This window comes from Burkholderia sp. BCC1977 (assembly GCF_905339595.1).
Classification (GTDB): Bacteria; Pseudomonadota; Gammaproteobacteria; order Burkholderiales; family Burkholderiaceae; genus Burkholderia.
The window spans coordinates 28,374-45,755 of the sequence record NZ_CAJPGQ010000038.1 but is presented as its reverse complement, the minus strand read 5'-3'; the positions used below and the strand labels follow the sequence as shown (position 1 = coordinate 45,755).

19 protein-coding genes and 1 riboswitch are annotated in these 17,382 nt (G+C 68.2%); of the genes, 1 reads left to right on the top strand and 18 read right to left on the bottom strand.

Going from position 1 to position 17,382, the window contains the following annotated elements:
- Positions 1–33: 33 nt before the first annotated feature.
- From hisB to U5771_RS26210, 18 genes are all read right to left on the bottom strand, one after another.
- Entirely contained in the window at positions 34–621 is a 588-nt protein-coding gene (hisB, locus tag U5771_RS26295; RefSeq protein WP_322026675.1) for an imidazoleglycerol-phosphate dehydratase HisB, read from the bottom strand.
- Between the two features lie 65 nt (positions 622–686).
- Complete coding sequence (hisC, locus tag U5771_RS26290; RefSeq protein WP_322026674.1) at positions 687–1,760, bottom strand: histidinol-phosphate transaminase; 1,074 nt, start codon at positions 1,758–1,760, stop codon at positions 687–689.
- A gap of 119 nt (positions 1,761–1,879) precedes the next feature.
- Positions 1,880–3,196 (bottom strand): histidinol dehydrogenase, encoded by a 1,317-nt coding sequence (hisD, locus tag U5771_RS26285; protein WP_322026673.1) that lies wholly within the window; start codon positions 3,194–3,196, stop codon positions 1,880–1,882.
- Positions 3,197–3,220: 24 nt separating this feature from the next.
- Entirely contained in the window at positions 3,221–3,874 is a 654-nt protein-coding gene (gene hisG / locus U5771_RS26280; protein WP_006751807.1) for an ATP phosphoribosyltransferase, read from the bottom strand.
- The gene (gene murA / locus U5771_RS26275; protein WP_059535635.1) at positions 3,871–5,220 is read right to left on the bottom strand and encodes a UDP-N-acetylglucosamine 1-carboxyvinyltransferase; all 1,350 of its coding nucleotides are present in this window, start codon (positions 5,218–5,220) and stop codon (positions 3,871–3,873) included. The genes hisG and murA overlap by 4 nt, the downstream gene beginning before the upstream one ends.
- Positions 5,221–5,234: 14 nt before the next feature.
- Positions 5,235–5,474, bottom strand: coding sequence for a BolA family protein (locus U5771_RS26270; RefSeq protein WP_006477131.1), 240 nt, complete (start codon positions 5,472–5,474; stop codon positions 5,235–5,237).
- 50 nt (positions 5,475–5,524) lie between these two features.
- Positions 5,525–6,280 (bottom strand): ABC transporter permease, encoded by a 756-nt coding sequence (locus U5771_RS26265; protein ID WP_322026672.1) that lies wholly within the window; start codon positions 6,278–6,280, stop codon positions 5,525–5,527.
- Positions 6,277–7,203 carry an ABC transporter ATP-binding protein gene (locus U5771_RS26260; RefSeq protein ID WP_322026671.1) on the bottom strand — a complete coding sequence of 309 codons (927 nt, stop codon included), beginning with the start codon at positions 7,201–7,203 and terminating at the stop codon, positions 6,277–6,279. Before U5771_RS26260 ends, U5771_RS26265 begins: the two co-directional genes overlap by 4 nt.
- 192 nt (positions 7,204–7,395) lie before the next feature.
- Entirely contained in the window at positions 7,396–7,671 is a 276-nt protein-coding gene (locus U5771_RS26255; RefSeq protein WP_322026670.1) for a lipid asymmetry maintenance protein MlaB, read from the bottom strand.
- On the bottom strand, positions 7,668–8,297 hold the full coding sequence (locus U5771_RS26250; protein ID WP_322026669.1) for an ABC transporter substrate-binding protein: 630 nt from the start codon (positions 8,295–8,297) through the stop codon (positions 7,668–7,670). Before U5771_RS26250 ends, U5771_RS26255 begins: the two co-directional genes overlap by 4 nt.
- 110 nt (positions 8,298–8,407) lie before the next feature.
- A complete protein-coding gene (locus U5771_RS26245; RefSeq protein WP_322026699.1) occupies positions 8,408–9,355 on the bottom strand; it encodes a VacJ family lipoprotein in 948 nt (315 codons plus the stop codon).
- Between the two features lie 33 nt (positions 9,356–9,388).
- Entirely contained in the window at positions 9,389–9,949 is a 561-nt protein-coding gene (gene mlaD, locus U5771_RS26240) for an outer membrane lipid asymmetry maintenance protein MlaD (protein ID WP_322026668.1), read from the bottom strand.
- 24 nt (positions 9,950–9,973) lie between these two features.
- Positions 9,974–10,741, bottom strand: a complete 768-nt coding sequence (mlaE, locus tag U5771_RS26235; RefSeq protein ID WP_322026667.1) for a lipid asymmetry maintenance ABC transporter permease subunit MlaE — start codon at positions 10,739–10,741, stop codon at positions 9,974–9,976.
- Complete coding sequence (locus tag U5771_RS26230) at positions 10,738–11,559, bottom strand: ABC transporter ATP-binding protein (RefSeq protein ID WP_044845966.1); 822 nt, start codon at positions 11,557–11,559, stop codon at positions 10,738–10,740. Before U5771_RS26230 ends, mlaE begins: the two co-directional genes overlap by 4 nt.
- 84 nt (positions 11,560–11,643) lie before the next feature.
- The gene (gene thiE / locus U5771_RS26225; RefSeq protein WP_322026666.1) at positions 11,644–12,768 is read right to left on the bottom strand and encodes a thiamine phosphate synthase; all 1,125 of its coding nucleotides are present in this window, start codon (positions 12,766–12,768) and stop codon (positions 11,644–11,646) included.
- Positions 12,765–13,580 (bottom strand): thiazole synthase, encoded by an 816-nt coding sequence (locus U5771_RS26220; RefSeq protein WP_322026665.1) that lies wholly within the window; start codon positions 13,578–13,580, stop codon positions 12,765–12,767. The genes thiE and U5771_RS26220 overlap by 4 nt, the downstream gene beginning before the upstream one ends.
- Positions 13,581–13,618: 38 nt before the next feature.
- Positions 13,619–13,816 carry a sulfur carrier protein ThiS gene (gene thiS, locus U5771_RS26215; protein ID WP_014898319.1) on the bottom strand — a complete coding sequence of 66 codons (198 nt, stop codon included), beginning with the start codon at positions 13,814–13,816 and terminating at the stop codon, positions 13,619–13,621.
- Between the two features lie 32 nt (positions 13,817–13,848).
- A complete protein-coding gene (locus U5771_RS26210; protein WP_322026664.1) occupies positions 13,849–14,985 on the bottom strand; it encodes an FAD-dependent oxidoreductase in 1,137 nt (378 codons plus the stop codon).
- A 234-nt stretch (positions 14,986–15,219) separates the two neighbouring features.
- Positions 15,220–15,343, bottom strand: a riboswitch (TPP riboswitch).
- Positions 15,344–15,612: 269 nt separating this feature from the next.
- Between U5771_RS26210 and U5771_RS26205 the strand changes: the two genes are divergently transcribed.
- Positions 15,613–17,382: an ABC transporter ATP-binding protein/permease gene (locus U5771_RS26205; protein WP_322026663.1), complete on the top strand. Its 1,770-nt coding sequence runs from the start codon at positions 15,613–15,615 to the stop codon at positions 17,380–17,382.

Below are 17,382 nucleotides of genomic sequence, written 5' to 3'. Positions count from 1 at the left end.
GAGGTTGTCCTGGGCGTCCTGTCCGTCGGGAAGTTAGAGGCTGCCCTTCGTCGACGGAATCTGCCCCGCCGCGCGCTCGTCGAGCTCCACCGCCGCACGCAGCGCCCGGCCGAAGGCCTTGAACACCGTTTCGAGCTGGTGGTGCGCGTTGATCCCGCGCAGGTTGTCGATGTGCAGCGTGACGCCCGCGTGGTTCACGAACCCGCGGAAGAATTCGATCGACAGGTCGACGTCGAACGTGCCGATCCGCGCGCGCGTGAACGGCACGTGGAATTCGAGACCCGGACGGCCCGAGAAGTCGATCACGACGCGCGACAGCGCCTCGTCGAGCGGCACGTACGAATGACCGTAGCGGCGGATGCCCTTTCTTTCGCCGATCGCCTTCGCGACGGCCTGACCGAGCGTGATGCCGACATCCTCGACCGTGTGGTGGTCGTCGATATGCGTATCGCCATGCGCTTCGACCTCGAGATCGATCAGACCGTGTCGCGCGATCTGATCGAGCATATGGTCGAGAAACGGCACGCCGGTGGCCAGCTTCTGCCGGCCCGTACCGTCGAGATCGAGCTTCACACGGATCTGCGTTTCGCTGGTATTGCGAACGACTTCCGCCACACGCATGGCAATTCCTTGAATGAGTCTGATGTAAATGGGGATTGATCGTCGCGCGCCGCCGCGCCCTGGGCTCAACCGGGCAGCGCGAGTTTCAAGGCAGCCAGCAGGCGCGCGTTTTCGTCGGGAGAACCGACGGTCAGCCGCACGCATTCGGCCAGCAACGGATGCATTTTACTCACGTTTTTGATCAGCACCCGCTCGGTGAGCAGCGCATCGAACACGGCCGCCGCGTCCGGCACGCGCACCAGCAGGAAATTGCCGGCGCTCGGGAACACCGTCGCGCCCGGCAACGCGGCCACGGCCTGCGCGAGGCGCGTGCGTTCCGCACGCAGTTCGGCCGCCTGCGCATCGAGCACGTCGAGGTGGTCGAGCAGGAAATCGACGGTCGCCTGGGTCAGCACGTTGATGTTGTACGGCGGGCGCACCTTGTCGAACTCGGTCAGCCACGCCGGCAGCCCGGCGAGATAGCCGAGCCGGATCCCCGCGAGGCCGAGCTTCGACACCGTGCGCATCACGACGACGTTGTCGAACTCGGCGGCGCGCGGCAGCCACGAGCGCTCCGCGAACGGCTGGTACGCCTCGTCGATCACGATCAGGCTGTGCCGCGCGGCCGCGATGATCCGCTCGACATCGGCTTCGTCATACAGCGTGCCGGTCGGGTTGTTCGGGTACGCGAGATAGACGATCGCGGGCCGGTGCTCGGCGATCGCCGCGATCATCGCGTCGGCGTCGAGCGTCAGGTCGGCCTTGAGCGGCACGCCGACGAATTCGAGCTGCGCGAACTTCGCGGACAGCTCGTACATCACGAAGCCCGGCACCGGCGCGAGCACCTTCGCGCCCGGCTTCGCGCACGCCACCGACATCATGCTGATGATTTCGTCCGAGCCGTTGCCGAGCAGCACGTCGCACGCGGCCGGCACGCCCATCGCGTGGCGCAGCTTGTCGAGCAGCGCGCCCGGGCGCGGCGCCGGGTAGCGGTTCAGCGCGACCTGCGCGAGGCGCTCGCCGAGCGCGGCCGCGAGCGGCGCGGGCAGCGAATACGGGTTCTCCATCGCGTCGAGCTTCACGAACCCGCTCGCGTCGGGCACCGGGTAGCTCGTCATCGCGAGCACGTCGCGGCGGATGATGTCTTGTGGCGTCGTCATGGTCTCAAGCCGGCGTGCGTCGCGCCGGCATCAAATGGTAGGCAAGGCGGCGGCTGCCGCCCTGCTTCGGTCTCCGGGCGACCGAAGCCGATGCGTCGGCATCGGCTTCGGCGCGCGTATCACCCCTTCATCCGGAGTTCGGCGCTGCGCGCGTGTGCCTGCAGCCCCTCGCCGTACGCGAGCTCGGAGGCGATCTCGCCCAGCGTCTGCGCGCCTTCGGCGCTGACTTCGATCAGGCTCGAACGCTTGATGAAGTCGTACACGCCGAGCGGCGACGAGAAGCGCGCGGTGCGCGACGTCGGCAGCACGTGGTTCGGGCCCGCGCAGTAGTCGCCGAGGCTTTCGCTCGTGTAGCGGCCGAGGAAGATCGCGCCGGCGTGGCGGATCTGCTGGCCCCATTGCTGCGGCTCCAGCGCGGAGATCTCGAGGTGCTCCGGCGCGATGTCGTTCGCGATCCGGCACGCTTCGGCCATGTCGCGCACCTTGATCAGCGCGCCGCGGCCTTCCAGCGACGCGCGGATCACGTCCTGGCGCGGCATCGTCGGCAGCAGCTCGTCGATCGCCTTCTCGACGCGCTCGAGGAACGCGCCGTCCGGGCACAGCAGGATCGACTGCGCGAGTTCGTCGTGTTCAGCCTGCGAGAACAGGTCCATCGCGACCCAGCTCGGATCGGTCGTGCCGTCGCACAGCACGAGGATTTCCGACGGGCCGGCGATCATGTCGATGCCGACCGTGCCGAACACGCGGCGCTTCGCCGACGCGACGTACGCATTGCCCGGCCCGCAGATCTTGTCGACCGGCGGCACCGTGGCCGTGCCGTACGCGAGCGCGCCGACCGCCTGCGCGCCGCCGATCGTGAACACGCGATCGACGCCGCCGAGCAGCGCCGCGGCGAGCACGAGGTCGTTCTTCACGCCGTCCGGGGTCGGCACGACCATCACGATCTCGCCGACGCCCGCGACGCGCGCGGGAATCGCGTTCATCAGCACCGACGACGGATAGGCGGCCTTGCCGCCCGGCACGTACAGGCCGACGCGGTCGAGCGGCGTGATCTTCTGGCCGAGCACCGTGCCGTCGCTTTCCGTGTACTGCCAGCTATGGGTGCCGCACTCGATCTTCTGCTTCTCGTGATACGCCCGCACGCGTGCGGCAGCGGCTTCCAGCGCCGCGCGCGCCTTCGGCGCGAGGCCGTCGAGCGCCGTCTGCAGCGCGTCCTGCGGCAGTTCGAGCGCGGCGACGCTGCTCGCGTCCAGCCGGTCGAAGCGGTTCGTGTACTCGAGCACCGCGGCGTCGCCGCGCGACTTCACGTCGGCGAGAATCTTCGCGACCGACTGCTCGATCGCTTCGTCCTCGCTCGCCTCGAACGCGAGCACCGCACGCAGCGCGGCGTCGAAGCCTTCGCGGGTCGAATCGAGTTTGCGGATGGTGATGGCCATGGGAGTTCCGTTACGGTGATGCGCTCAATTGCCATTCTGCGACGCGCGTTCGAACGCGTCGAGAATCGGCTTGAGCGCCGCGCGCTTCAACTTCAGCGCAGCCTGGTTCACGACGAGGCGCGACGAGATCGCCATGATCTCCTCGACCTCGACCAGATTGTTCGCCTTCAGCGTGCCGCCCGAGCTCACGAGGTCGACGATCGCGTCGGCCAGCCCGACCAGCGGCGCCAGCTCCATCGAGCCGTACAGCTTGATCAGGTCGACGTGCACGCCCTTCGCGGCGAAGTGTTCGCGTGCCGTTTCGACGTACTTGGTCGCGACCCGCAGGCGCGCGCCCTGGCGCACCGCGTTCGCGTAGTCGAAACCGGCCGGCACGGCCACCGACATCCGGCAGCGTGCAATGTTCAGATCGATCGGCTGGTACAGGCCCGAGCCGCCGTGCTCGACCAGCACGTCCTTGCCGGCCACGCCGAAATCGGCCGCGCCGTATTCGACGTAGGTCGGCACGTCGCTCGCACGCACGATGATCACGCGCAGGTTCGGGTCGGTCGTCGGCAGGATCAGCTTGCGCGACGTTTCCGGATCCTCGGCCACCTGCACGCCGGCGGCCGCCAGGAGCGGCAGGGTTTCCTCGAAAATCCGGCCCTTCGACAGGGCGAGGGTCAGCGGCGCGGTCATGCTTGGCTCCCGGAGAGGCGGCGCACGTTCGCGCCGACGGCGGTCAGTTTGGTTTCCATGCGGTCGTAGCCGCGGTCCAGGTGATAGATGCGGTCGACGAGCGTTTCGCCCTCGGCGCGCAGCCCGGCGATCACGAGGCTCGCCGATGCGCGCAGGTCGGTCGCCATCACGTTCGCGCCGGACAGCTTGTCGACACCCGTCACGAGCGCCGTGTTGCCGTCGATCGTGATGTTCGCGCCGAGCCGGTTCAGCTCCTGCACGTGCATGAAGCGGTTCTCGAAAATGGTCTCGACGACCTGCGCGGTGCCCGTCGCGACCGAATTGAGGGCCATGAACTGCGCCTGCATGTCGGTCGGGAACGCCGGGTATTCCGACGTGCGGATCGTCACCGCCGACGGGCGGCGGTCCATCTTCACGCGCAGCCAGCTGTCGCCTTCCTCGATCGACACGCCGGCCTCGCGCAGCTTGTCGATCACCGCGTCGAGGATGTGCGGGCGCACGCCCGTCAGCATCACGTCGCCGCCCGCCGCCGCGACCGCGCACAGGAACGTGCCGGCCTCGATGCGGTCGGGAATCACCGAATGGCGTGCGCCATGCAGCCGCTCGACGCCCTGGATCACGAGGCGGTCGGTGCCGATGCCGTCGATTTTCGCGCCCATCGCGACCAGCAAGTGTGCGAGATCGCTCACTTCCGGCTCGCGTGCCGCGTTCTCGATCACCGTCTCGCCGTCGGCCAGGGTCGCGGCCATCAGCAGGTTTTCCGTCCCCGTCACCGTGATCATGTCGGTCACGATGCGCGCGCCCTTCAGGCGCTTCGCGCGTGCCTCGATGAAGCCGTGCTCGATGCTGATCTCGGCGCCCATCGCCTGCAGGCCCTTGATGTGCTGGTCGACCGGCCGCGCGCCGATCGCGCAGCCGCCCGGCAGCGACACCTTCGCCTCGCCGAAGCGCGCGAGCAGCGGCCCGAGCACGAGGATCGACGCGCGCATCGTCTTGACGAGCTCGTACGGCGCGACGAGGTTGTCGACGCGCGATGCGTCGAGCTGCACGCGGCAGCCGTCCGTTTCGCTCTTCACGCCCATCTGGTTCAGAACCTTCAGCGTGGTGCGCACGTCCTTCAGGTTCGGCACGTTGTCGAGCTCGACCGGCTCGGCGCTGAGCAGCCCCGCGCACAGGATCGGCAGCGCGGCGTTCTTCGCGCCCGACACGACGATCTCGCCCGACAGCCGGCGACCGCCTTCGATCACCAGCTTGTCCATCCCATGTCCCTGCGATTCCCCGTTGGCGGCCGGGTGTGCCGTGGCGACGCTCTGGACGGCGTCGCGCTCGTTGACGGTGACTTGCACTCAGTGGTTCCGGTTTATGCGTTCTGCCATTCGGCGGGCGTCAGCGTCTTCATGCTGAGCGCGTGGATTTCCTGCTTCATGCGATCGCCGAGCGCCGCATAGACGAGCTGGTGCCGCTGGATCGGCCGCTTGCCTTCGAAGGCCGCCGACACGATCGTCGCGAAGAAATGCTGGCCGTCGCCTTCGACTTCCAGATGAGTGCAGGCGAGACCGCCGGCGATGTATTGCTTGACCTGTTCGGGAGTCGGCAACATGAGGGGCTCCTGTCGGCGCGCGCCGCCCGTGGCGGCCGCCGCCGTCGATATCAATGACGCAGTTTGTAGCCGGTCGCGAGCAGCCGCATCGCGAACATCGCGAGCAGCACGAAGAAACCGGTGACGATCGCGAGGCTCGCGAGCGGGTTGATGTCGGACGCGCCGAAGAACCCGTAACGGAAGCCGTCGATCATGTAGAAAAACGGGTTGAGACGCGAGATCTCGCGCCACACGGGCGGCAGCGAGTGCGTCGAATAGAACACGCCGGACAGGAACGTCAGCGGCATGATCAGGAAGTTCTGGAACGCGGCGAGCTGGTCGAACTTCTCGGCCCAGATCCCGGCGATCAGCCCGAGCGTGCCGAGGATCGCCGAGCCGAGCAGCGCGAACGCGATGATGAACAACGGCGCCGCGAAATGCATCGGGATAAACCAGATCGTCACGACGAACACGCCCGTGCCGACCGCGAGCCCGCGCACGACGGACGCGAGCACGTACGCGCCGAAGATGTCCTTGTAGGACAGCGGCGGCAGCAGCATGAACACGAGGTTGCCGGTGATCTTCGACTGGATCAGCGACGACGAGCTGTTCGCGAACGCGTTCTGCAGCACGCTCATCATCACGAGGCCGGGGACCAGGAAGCTCACGTACTCGACGCCCGGATACACCTCGACGCGGCCCGACAGCGCGTGGCCGAAGATCGTCAGGTACAGCAGCGCCGTCACGATCGGTGCGCACACCGTCTGGAACGACACCTTCCAGAAACGCAGGAGTTCCTTGTAGAACAGCGTTTGAAAACCGCTCATGCCAACCCCTCGACGACTTCTGCCCCGTTCATCACCTGGAGGAACACATCCTCCAGGTCGGCCTTGCGGACTTCGATCTCGTCGAACGTGCAGCCCGCCGCGCGACACTGCGCGAGGATCCGCTCGACATCGTCGTAGCTCGCGAGACGCAGCAGGTGCTCGCCCGGCGCGCGTGCGGCCGGATCCGTCTCGAGCCCGCGCAGCTCGGCGGGCAGCGCGCCCGTTGCCAGCCGCAGGTACAGCTGCAGCCCCGCGAAGCGGCGCAGCAGCGCGTCGGTGCGGTCGAGCGCGACGACTTCACCGCGACGCAGCATCGCGATGCGGTCGCACAGCGACTCGGCTTCCTCGAGGTAATGGGTGGTCAGGACGATCGTGTGGCCCTCGCGGTTCAGCCGCGAGATGAACTTCCACAGGGTCTGGCGCAGTTCGACGTCGACGCCGGCGGTCGGCTCGTCGAGCACGATCACGGGCGGCCGGTGCACGAGTGCCTGCGCGACCAGCACGCGGCGCTTCATCCCGCCCGACAGCGCGCGCATGTTCGCGTCGGCCTTCTCGGTGAGGTCGAGATTGGCCATCACTTCGTCGATCCAGTCGTCGTTGCGGCGCAGCCCGAAATAGCCGGACTGGATCCGCAGCGTCTCGCGGACGGTGAAGAACGGGTCGAACACGAGTTCCTGCGGGACGACGCCGAGCGCGCGGCGCGCCCCCCGGAAGTCCTTGACGACGTCGTGGCCGCGCACCGAGATACTGCCTTCATCGGCCCGGGCAAGCCCGGCGAGGATACTGATGAGCGTGGTCTTGCCTGCGCCGTTCGGGCCGAGCAGACCGAAAAACTCGCCTTCCTCGACCGACAGGCTGACGCCCTTGAGCGCCTGAAGCGATTTGTAGCGCTTCTTGACGTGACGGATTTCTATGGCTGACATGACTGTGCGCGGCGCAAGGGCCGCGACGCCTATTCTGTGCTTGCTGCGAAAGAAAATGGGGGCCGGACGCCGATTGGCTGCCCCGCAAAACGCTTGATTATAGGGCAAACCGGCTGGTGGAGCCGGCGCCGGAGGCGCGCGGCCTGAAGCGTGCGCGCGCCGGCTGGCGCGGCAGGCCTCGGTCGGACAGGGTCAATGTCGCCCGGTGCCTTCGATGAGCGCGTCGACGCCGTAGGCGCGCGCGAGGCTGGCGAGCTTCGAGGGGAGATTGAGGATGTCGAGGGTCGTGCCGCGCGCTTTGGCGGCACGTTGCCATGCGAGCAGCACGGCGAGCGCGGACGAGTCGAACTGCGTCAGCGCCGCGCAATCGACGGCGGTCGCACCCGCGTCGATGCGCGCGAGACCGTCCGCGAGCGCGGACTTCGCGCTCGCGACGGTCAGCGAGGAGCCGGCTGCGAAGCCGCTCACGACGCCTGCTTGCCGGCGGCAAGTTCCTGGTTGCGCTGCGTCAGGAACTTGATCAGGCCGTCCACGCCGCTTTGCTGGATCTTCTCGTTGAACTGCTGCTGGTACGTCTGGATCAGCCATGCGCCGAGCACGTTCAGGTCGTACACCTTCCAGCCGTTGGCCGTCTTGTACAGGCGGTAGTCGATCTGGACCGGCTGGCCGTTGTTCATCGCGACCGTCTTCACGACGACGTCGGTGTCGGCCGGATCGGCGCGGAACGGCGGATACTGGATCTGCTGGTCCGGCTTCAGCTGCGCAAGCGCGCCCGAATACGTGCGGATCAGCAGCAGCTTGAACTGCTCCTGAACCTGCTGCTGCTGCTCGGCCGACGCCGTGCGCCAGTTGCGGCCCATCGCGAGCTGCGTGGTGCGGCGGAAATCGGTGAACGGCAGGATGTCCTTGTTGACGATCGTAATGATGCGATTGGTGTCGCCCTGCTTGATCGTCTGCTGCTTGACCTCGTCGAGCACCTGCTGCGTCGCCGTCTTGATCAGCGCCTGCGGGTTCGACTGGTCGACTTGCGCGTGAGCTGCGCTGCCGAACGAGAACAGCGCCGCGAAAACCGGGATCAGGAACAGTTTTTTCATCATAGTGACCTGCATGAAGAGTCGATGCGTAGGTTGGAGCCGGTAGCTTACGCGCAAGTTCGCGGGCGCTACCGACTGAATCGTTTCCGGCTGTAACGAATGTAAGCGGGTCAGTGCAGCCGGATGCTCGGGAAGCGGAACCCGCCCGGCGACGGCGGCGCCACCTGCATCGGCGGCACGGTCGTCGCGCTCGCCGGGTTCGGCATTTCGGCGGTGCCCGATGCCGGGGCGGGAGCGGCCGCGCCCGATGCGCCGGCCGGGGCTGTCGCGCCGCCGACTACCGCTGCGCCGGCTGCCGCCGGCGCCGCGCCGTCGTCCGGCAGGTCGTACTTCGGCAGCGCATCGTTGCTCGACGTCGTGGAGGCCTCGCCCCGTGCGTTGTCGATCAGCATCTGGCGGCGCTGCAGGTACGCGTTGCGCACGAACGAATACTTGTCGAGCGCCGCGGCATCCAGCACGTCGCCCGCGCCGAGCAGGTTCGCCCGCGTGTTGACGAGGTTCACGCCGAACAGGCCCCAGCTCAGGCCGTCCGGCTTCACGTAGGTGAGCGGGTTGCCGACGTAGTCGACGCCGAGGCCGGCCGTGTCGCGCAGCGTGCTCGGGCCGAGCAGCGGCAGCACGAGATACGGGCCCGACGGCATGCCGTAGCGGCCCATCGTGATCCCGAAGTCGGCCGTGTGCTTCGGCAGTTTCGCGATCGTCGCGACGTCGAACAGGCCGCCGACGCCGAACACCGTGTTGATCACGACGCGCATGATGTCGCCGACGCCGTCCGCGATCCGCAACTGCACGATGTTGTTCGCCGCGATGTAGACGTCGCCGATGTTCGAGAAGAAGTTCGTCACGCTGTCGCGCACCGGCTGCGGCACCACGTACTGGTAGCCCTTCGCAACCGGTTTCAGCGCGTACGTGTCGACCGTGTCGTTGAACTTGTACATCGACCGGTTGAAGCCTTCGAGCGGATCGCCCTTGGTCGGCGTCTGCACGGTCGCGCAACCGCTCAACGCGGCGACTGCCGCCACCGCGAGCGCGGCGTGCCTGATGCGGATCGTCTGCATGGTCATTACCCTCTTGTCTTTCTCTCGTGTGGTTTATTGGGCGGCCGAACCGGACACCGCGGACGCCGGCACCGCCACCGGTGCGGGCGCCGCAGGTGCTGCCGAGGCCCCGGCCGCCGGCTTCGCGCCGCCCGCGTCGGCTGCCTTGCTGTACAGGAACTGGCCGATCAGGTTCTCGAGCACGATCGCCGACTGCGTCATCGTGATCGTATCGCCCGACTTCAGCATTTCGGTGTCGCCGCCCGGATCGAGGCCGATGTACTGCTCGCCGAGCAGGCCCGACGTCAGGATCTTCGCCGACGAATCCTTCGGGAACGGATACTGGCCGTCGACATCGATCGTCACCAGCGCCTGGTACGTGTTGGGGTCGAAGCCGATCGCCTTCACGCGGCCGACCACGACGCCCGCGCTCTTCACGGCCGCGCGCGGCTTCAGCCCGCCGATGTTGTCGAATTTCATCCTCACCGAGTAGGTCGGCTGAAACGACAGCGAGCTCATGTTGCCGACCTTGAGCGCCAGGAACAGCACCGCAAGGAAGCCCACCACCACGAACAGGCCGACCCAGAAGTCGAGAGCAGTCTTTTTCATCGTCATCCCAAAATTTGGCTTGGCTGAGGCTTAGCTGAACATCAGCGCGGTCAGCAGGAAATCGAGGCCGAGTACGGCGAGCGACGCGAACACGACCGTCTTGGTCGTCGCGCGCGACACGCCCTCGGGCGTGGGCTTCGCTTCATACCCTTGAAACAGTGCAATGAAGGTCACGGCGAACCCGAACACGATGCTCTTGATCACACCGTTGCCGACGTCGGCCCATACCTGGACCCCGCCCTGCATCTGCGACCAGAACGCGCCCGGATCGACGCCGATCAGCACGACGCCGACGAAATAACCGCCGAGCACGCCGACCGCGTTGAAGATCGCGGCGAGCAGCGGCATCGCGATGATCCCGGCCCACAGGCGCGGCGCGATCACCGTCTTGAGCGGGTCGACGGCCATCATCTCGAGCGCGGTGAGCTGCTCGCCGGCCTTCATCAGGCCGATCTCGGCCGTGAGCGACGTGCCCGCGCGGCCCGCGAACAGCAGCGCGGTCACGACCGGGCCGAGCTCGCGCACGAGCGACAGCGCGACCAGCAGGCCGAGCGCCTGCTCGGACCCGTAGCGATTCAGCGTGTAGTAGCCCTGCAGGCCGAGCACGAAGCCGACGAACAGGCCCGACACGGCAATGATCACGAACGAATAGTTGCCGAGGAAGTGGATCTGCTTCGTGACCAGCCGCGGCCGGCGCAGCAACGGGAAGAATTCCAGCACGAGGCGCACGAACAGCCGCGTGCCGTAGCCCGCGCGCTCGAGGCCGCCGATGACGTAACGTCCGATCGCGCTGATCATGCGCGCCCTCCGCCGAGCCCGAAATCCGCTGCCAGCGGCGGGCTCGTGTAATGAAATTTGAACGGGCCGTCCGGCGCGCCGTCGATGAACTGGCGCACGCTCGGGTCGGTCGACGCGCGCAGCTCGTCGGGCGTCCCCTGCGCGAGCACGCCGCCGTTGGCCAGAAAATACACGTAATCGGCGATCGCGAACGATTCCGGCACGTCGTGCGTGACGAGGATCGACGTCGCGCCGAGCGCCTCGTTCAGCGTGCGGATCAGGTTCGCGGTGATGCCGAGCGAGATCGGATCGAGGCCCGCGAACGGTTCGTCGTACATGATGAGCTGCGGGTCGAGCGCGATCGCCCGCGCGAGCGCGATGCGGCGCGCCATCCCGCCCGACACCTCGGACGGCATCAGGTCGCGCGCGCCGCGCAGGCCGACCGCGTTGAGCTTCATCAGCACGAGGTCGCGGATCAGGTCGTCAGGCAGGTCGGTGTGTTCGCGCAGCGCGAACGCGACGTTCTCGAACACCGACATGTCGGTGAACAGCGCGCCGAACTGGAACAGCATGCCCATCTTGCGGCGCAGCGCGTACAGGCCGTCGCGCGTCTGCGCGCCGACGTCGGCGCCGTCGAACAGCACCTGGCCGCGGCGTGCACGCACCAGGCCGCCGATCAGGCGCAGCACGGTCGTCTTGCCGCAACCCGACCCGCCCATGACGGCGACGACCTGGCCGCGCCCGAAGCGCATGTTCAGGTTCGACAGGACGAGGCGGTCGCCGTAGCCAAAGTCGACGTCGCGAAGTTCCAGCAGGGTCTCGGTAGGAGTGGGGCTCACGGAGCTGACAGTCCTTTTACGCAGAACGCCGAATTATAGGGCCTGCATTGGAATGATGTCGTGACGCCGTTCCGGGCCCTGCGGTCAATGATTGTCAAATTGTCGGGCAAAACATTGCTGCAACGCAACAATGGCCGCCCGATAATCGATCGCGCCCGTGACCGCACTGACGACCGCGACGCTGCCGACGCCCGTCGCCAGTACGTCCGGCAACGCGTCGAGCCCCACGCCGCCGATCGCGACGAGCGGCGCCCGCCCCCCCGCGAAGCGCGCATAGCGGGCGATCCGCGCCAGGCCCTGCGGCGGTGCCGCGACCGCCTTGGTCGCGGTCGCGTACACGGGGCCAAGCGCCAGATAGCTCGGGCGCTCGTGCAACGCCCGCAACATCTCGTAATAACCGTGGCTCGACAGTCCGAGCCGCAGGCCGGCGCGCGCGATCGCGGCCAGATCGGCCGTTTCCAGGTCTTCCTGCCCCAGATGTACGCCGTACGCACCCTCTTCTACCGCGATCTGCCAGTGATCGTTGATGAACACGCGCGCATCGGGATAGCGGCGCCCTGCCGCGACCGCACGCGCGACTTCCTGGCGCAACGTGTCCGGGCTCGCGTCCTTCACGCGCAGTTGCACGGTCCGCGCGCCGCAATCGAGCACGCGTTCGACCCATTCGGCATTCGGGACAACCGGATAAAGGCCGAGTTGCGCGGGGCACGGCGGGAATGCCGGCTCGGGCGCGGCGGCCAGGCCGGCGACACGCGGAAACCGTGCGGCGTCGACCGGCCACGCATCGGCGTCGCGCGTTTCGTCGCCGTCGCGCCACGCCAGCGCGAGCACCAGCGCGTCGATCGGCGCGAAACCGCACTCGAGGAACGCCGCGAGCGCCGCGATCCAGTCGTCGGCAAGCGGATGCGCGGCTTCCAGCGCGTGTCGCACGCCCGCGGCATGCAGCGCAGCGCCCTGCTCGTCGAACTCGATCGCGACCGCGTCCGGCGATGCGGGGCGCGATGCGGCCGACGCGCGCGCCTGCGCGGCACGGTCGCCGGCCGACACGATCAGCACGTCGCCGTCGGCCGGCACGTCGGGCGCCGCGACGCACAGCCGCCACCGCGTCGAGCCGGCCGGCCAGTCGCCCAGGCGGGCGCGAATCCGCTCGGCCGCTTCGGCCAGCTCGTCGGCCGGCGGCCAGAAGGCATCGGCGAAGCGCGCGCTCATGCGCCGCCCCCGTCCTGGTGCCAGAACGGCATCCCGACGACCGGCGTGCTCGCATGCGCGGTCTCGCGCGCATCCATCGGCCCGGCGAGGTAGGCCGCACGGCCGGCCTCGACGCCCTGCGCGAACGCGCGCGCCATGATCTCCGGGTGCGTGGCCTGCGACACGGCCGTGTTCAGCAGCACGCCGTCGAAGCCCCATTCCATCACCTGGCATGCGTGCGACGGCACGCCCAGCCCCGCGTCGACGATCAGCGGCACGTCCGGCAGCCGCTCGCGCAGCACGCGCAGCCCGTACGGGTTCACGACGCCCTTGCCGGTGCCGATCGGCGCGCCCCAAGGCATCAGCGCCTCGCAACCGGCGTCGAGCAGGCGCCGGCCGATCACGAGATCCTCGGTGCAGTACGGCAGCACCTTGAAGCCGTCCTTGACCAGTTGCGCGGCCGCGTCGATCAGCCCGACCGGGTCGGGCTGCAGCGTGTAGTCGTCGCCGATCAGCTCGAGCTTGATCCAGTCGGTGCCGAAGACCTCGCGCGCCATGTGCGCGGTCGTCACCGCCTCGGCGACGGTCTGGCAGCCGGCCGTGTTCGGCAGCAGCGGCACCGCGTGACGCTTGAGCAGGTCGAAGAAGCCGGCCTCGGCGGTACCGCCGGTCATCTGGCGGCGCAGCGCGACCGTCACCATTCCGGGGCGCGACGCGGCGATCGAATCGGACAGCGACTGCAGCGACGGATAGCGCGACGTGCCGAGCAGCACGCGGCTTGCGAAGGTTTCGCCGTACAGCGTCAGCGCGTCGGCGGAAGTGAGGGACGTCATGTCGTTTTCCTGGAAGAGCGGGGGCGAACCGGCGGCGCTCAGCCGCCCGCGACGGGGTGCACCACGTCGAGCTTGTCGCCCGTCGCGAGCGCACGCGCCGCATGCTGCGTGCGCGCGACGAAATTGCCGTTCAGCGCGACCGCGTACGGCGGACGCGCGCCGTACGCGGCAAGCGCGTCGGCCACCGTCGCGCCGTCGGGCAGCGTCAGCGTCTGTTGGTTGATCTGGATATCCATGAGGCTTGATCGAATTCGGTCGGCGGCGCGCGTCAGGCCGGCTGGCGCGCGTCGTCGCGGTGATGAAGGAGCGTCGGCCAGCGCGCGGCATCGCGCCACGCGGCGAACGCGTCGGCATCGGCGAACGTGCCGCCGAGCGCCGCTTGCGCGAACGCGACCGCCGCCTGCGCGACTTCCGGCGCGATCATGAAGCCGTGCCGGTACAGGCCGTTGACGGCAAGCGTCGTCGCGCCATCCCAGATCACCGCCGGGCGGTGATCGGGCAGCGTCGGGCGACATTGCGCATTCAGTTCGAGGATGCGCGCCTCGCCGAACGCCGGGTGCACGGAAAACGCCGCGCTCAGCAGTTCGAGCGCCGAGCGCACGCTGACGGGCGACAGGTCCTCGCCCTCCACCTCGGTCGCGCCGATCACGTACAGGTCGTCCTGTTTCGGCGCGATGTACAGCGGGTAGCGCGGATGCAGCAGCCGCACGGGCCGCGTGAGCCCGATGCCGGGCGCACGCACGCGCGCGACTTCGCCGCGGATGCCGCGCAGCGCGGGCAGCGCGGATTTCGCGCCGAGCCCGCGGCAATCGATCGTGAAATGGGCGTCGGGCCGGTTCGCGTCGTCGATCGTCGCGTGCCAGTGCAGCTCGACGCCGCGTTGCGCGAGGCCCGCCGCGAGTGCGCGCAGCGCCTGCCGGTTGTCGAGCTGTCCTTCGCGCGGCAGCATCAGGCCGCGCGCGAAGCGCCCCGCGAGCGCGGGCTCGGCCGCGTCGACCTGCGCGCCGGCCAGCGCGACGAAGCCGCCGTCGAACAGCTCGGCCGGCGCGTTCGCGCGCACGCGCCGCTCGAACAGCGGCGCCTCCGCGCGATCCGCGTGATGCCAGACGACGAGCGTGCCGTGATGCTGGAAGAACACCGGTTCGGGCAGTTCCGCGAGCCATTGCGGCCAGCGCGCGAGCGATGCGGCGCCGAGCTCGGTGATCAGCAGCTCGGCACTCGCCGCCTCGGCGAGCGGCGCGAGCATCGCGGCCGCGACCCACGCGGCCGACTGCTCGCCGTCCGGGCCGCCGCGCTCGTACAGCGCGACGCGATGCCCGTCGCCCGCGAGCCGCCAGGCGATCAGGCGGCCGACGAGGCCGCCGCCGATTACCGCGAAATCCGGCCGGGAAGCGTGGAGGTTCATCGCGCGCCCTCCCCGCGAACCGCGCGGGCACGTTCGACGGACGTCGATGCACGCGCACCGTCCCGTGCGGACGCACGCGACAGCGGATCGGGAACAGCGCAAAAGACTGAAGATTGAGCGGTCATCATTCCTTCCGTAACGCGCAACGCGCGTACCCAAAAGGACGAAACCGGCAGCAAAGGCCGGCCGGGCGGGACTCGGGCGCTGACCATGTGGGATGGCAGCCAGCGCGGCCCGGCGGGATCAGAAACTTCCCTCGCCGGTATTACCCGGATCGGGTGCGAAGGGTCTTTCTCAGCCTCGCCGCGTCGCCCGGAACTGTCCGTCGGCCGCGCTCGAAGCACCCCTGTTTCGTCGTCGGCCATTAGACCATAAAAGCGGAAAGCGCCGCAAACTGTCCCCCTTGCGGCAAATTCGCCGTCGCGTCGCGCCGCTCTGGCACAATGCCCGCAGGCCGGCCGCGCAAGCGGCCGGTTGCCGCGTCACCGCCGGCCTTAAGTGCCGTTTAAGACGCGCGGGCCACCATCCGGACGCCCGCCGTCAGTCGGCACCTCGTCCCGGCATGCCGTATCGCGGCGCGCGGCCGGCTTCGCCCGGCCCGCGCGCCGGCTACTCATCAGGAAGCACATGACCCAATCGATCGATCCCGTCCGCTCCGCCTCCGACGCGCCGCAGGACGAGCGCCCGGTATCCGCATGGAGCCTCATCAAGCCCTACTGGGTGTCGTCCGAATGGAAAATCGCGTGGGGGCTGCTGGTCACGATCATCGCGATCAACCTCTGCGTGGTCTGGATCAACGTCAAGCTGAACAAGTGGAACGCGCAGTTCTACAACGCGCTGCAGTCGAAGGACGTCCACGACTTCCCGAACCTGCTGATGCAATTCTCCGCGCTCGCGTTCGGCTTCATCATCCTCGCGGTGTACGGCCGCTACCTGCGCCAGATGCTCGGGTTCCGCTGGCGCCAGTGGCTCACCGACCGGTTTCTCGACCAGTGGCTCGGCGATCGCGCGTTCTACCGGATCGAACGCGACCGCCTCGCCGACAACCCCGACCAGCGGATCACCGACGACCTCCAGTCGTTCGCGACGACGACGCTCGCGCTGTCGCTCGACCTGCTGTCGACGGTCGTCACGCTCGTGTCGTTCATCACGATCCTGTGGTCGCTCGCCGGCGCGCTGACGGTCTCGCTCGGCGCGACGCCGATCACGATCCCCGGCTACATGGTCTGGGCGGCGGCGCTGTACGCGGTGGTCGGCTCGCTGATCATCCAGAAGGTCGGCCACCCGCTCGTGTCGATCAACTACCAGCAGCAGCGCGTCGAGGCCGACTTCCGCTTCGGGCTGATCCGCGTGCGCGAGAACGCCGAGCAGATCGCGTTCTACGACGGCGAGAAAACCGAGACCGGCAACGCGCAGAGCCTGTTCATGCGCATTCGCGACAACTGGTGGCGCGTGATGAAGTACACGAAGCGCCTCACGTTCGTGCTGAGCTTCTACGGACAGATCGCGATCATCTTCCCGCTCGTCGTCGCGGCGCCGCGCTATTTCGCGGGCGCATTCTCGTTCGGCGTGTTGATGCAGATCTCGTCCGCGTTCGGCACCGTCAGCGATTCGTTCTCGTGGTTCATCAACAGTTACTCGACCCTCGTCGAATGGCGCGCGACCGTCAACCGTCTGCGTGAATTCAAGCGCGTGATGGGCACGTCGCACCTGAAGGAAAGCCTGTCGCCCGCGACCGAGCACGGCGGCATCAACCTGCACTACGTCGATGCCGCCAAGCTGTCGACGTCGTCGCTGAAGCTCGCGCTGCCGAACGGCAACACGCTCGCGGACATCGGCAACGTGACGATCGAACCCGGCTCGCGCTGGCTCGTGATCGGCAAGTCGGGTTCGGGCAAGAGCACGTTCATGCGCGCGCTCGCGGGCCTGTGGCCGTTCGGCGACGGCGCGATCGACGCGCCGGTCGGCGCGCGGATGATGTTCGTGCCGCAAACCAGCTACTTGCCGATCGGCACGCTCAAGGCCGCGCTCACCTATCCGGCCGCGCCCGACGCGTTCACCGACGACGCATGCCGCGACGCGCTGCGCGCGTGCCGCCTCGAAGACTACGTCGAGCGCCTCGGCGAGACCGGCCACTGGACGCGCGTGCTGTCGCCGGGCGAACAGCAGCGTCTCGCCGGCGCGCGCGTGCTGCTGCACAAGCCGGACTTCCTGTTCCTCGACGAGGCGACGAGCGCGCTCGACGCGGACAACGAAGCGCGGCTTTATCACCTGTTCGCCGAACGGCTGCCGAAGGCTGCGATCGTCAGCATCGCGCACCGCGAGTCGCTGGCCGCGTTCCACGTCGGCACGATCCATGTCGAGCGCGTGAACGACAGCGACAAGGTCGCCGCGTAA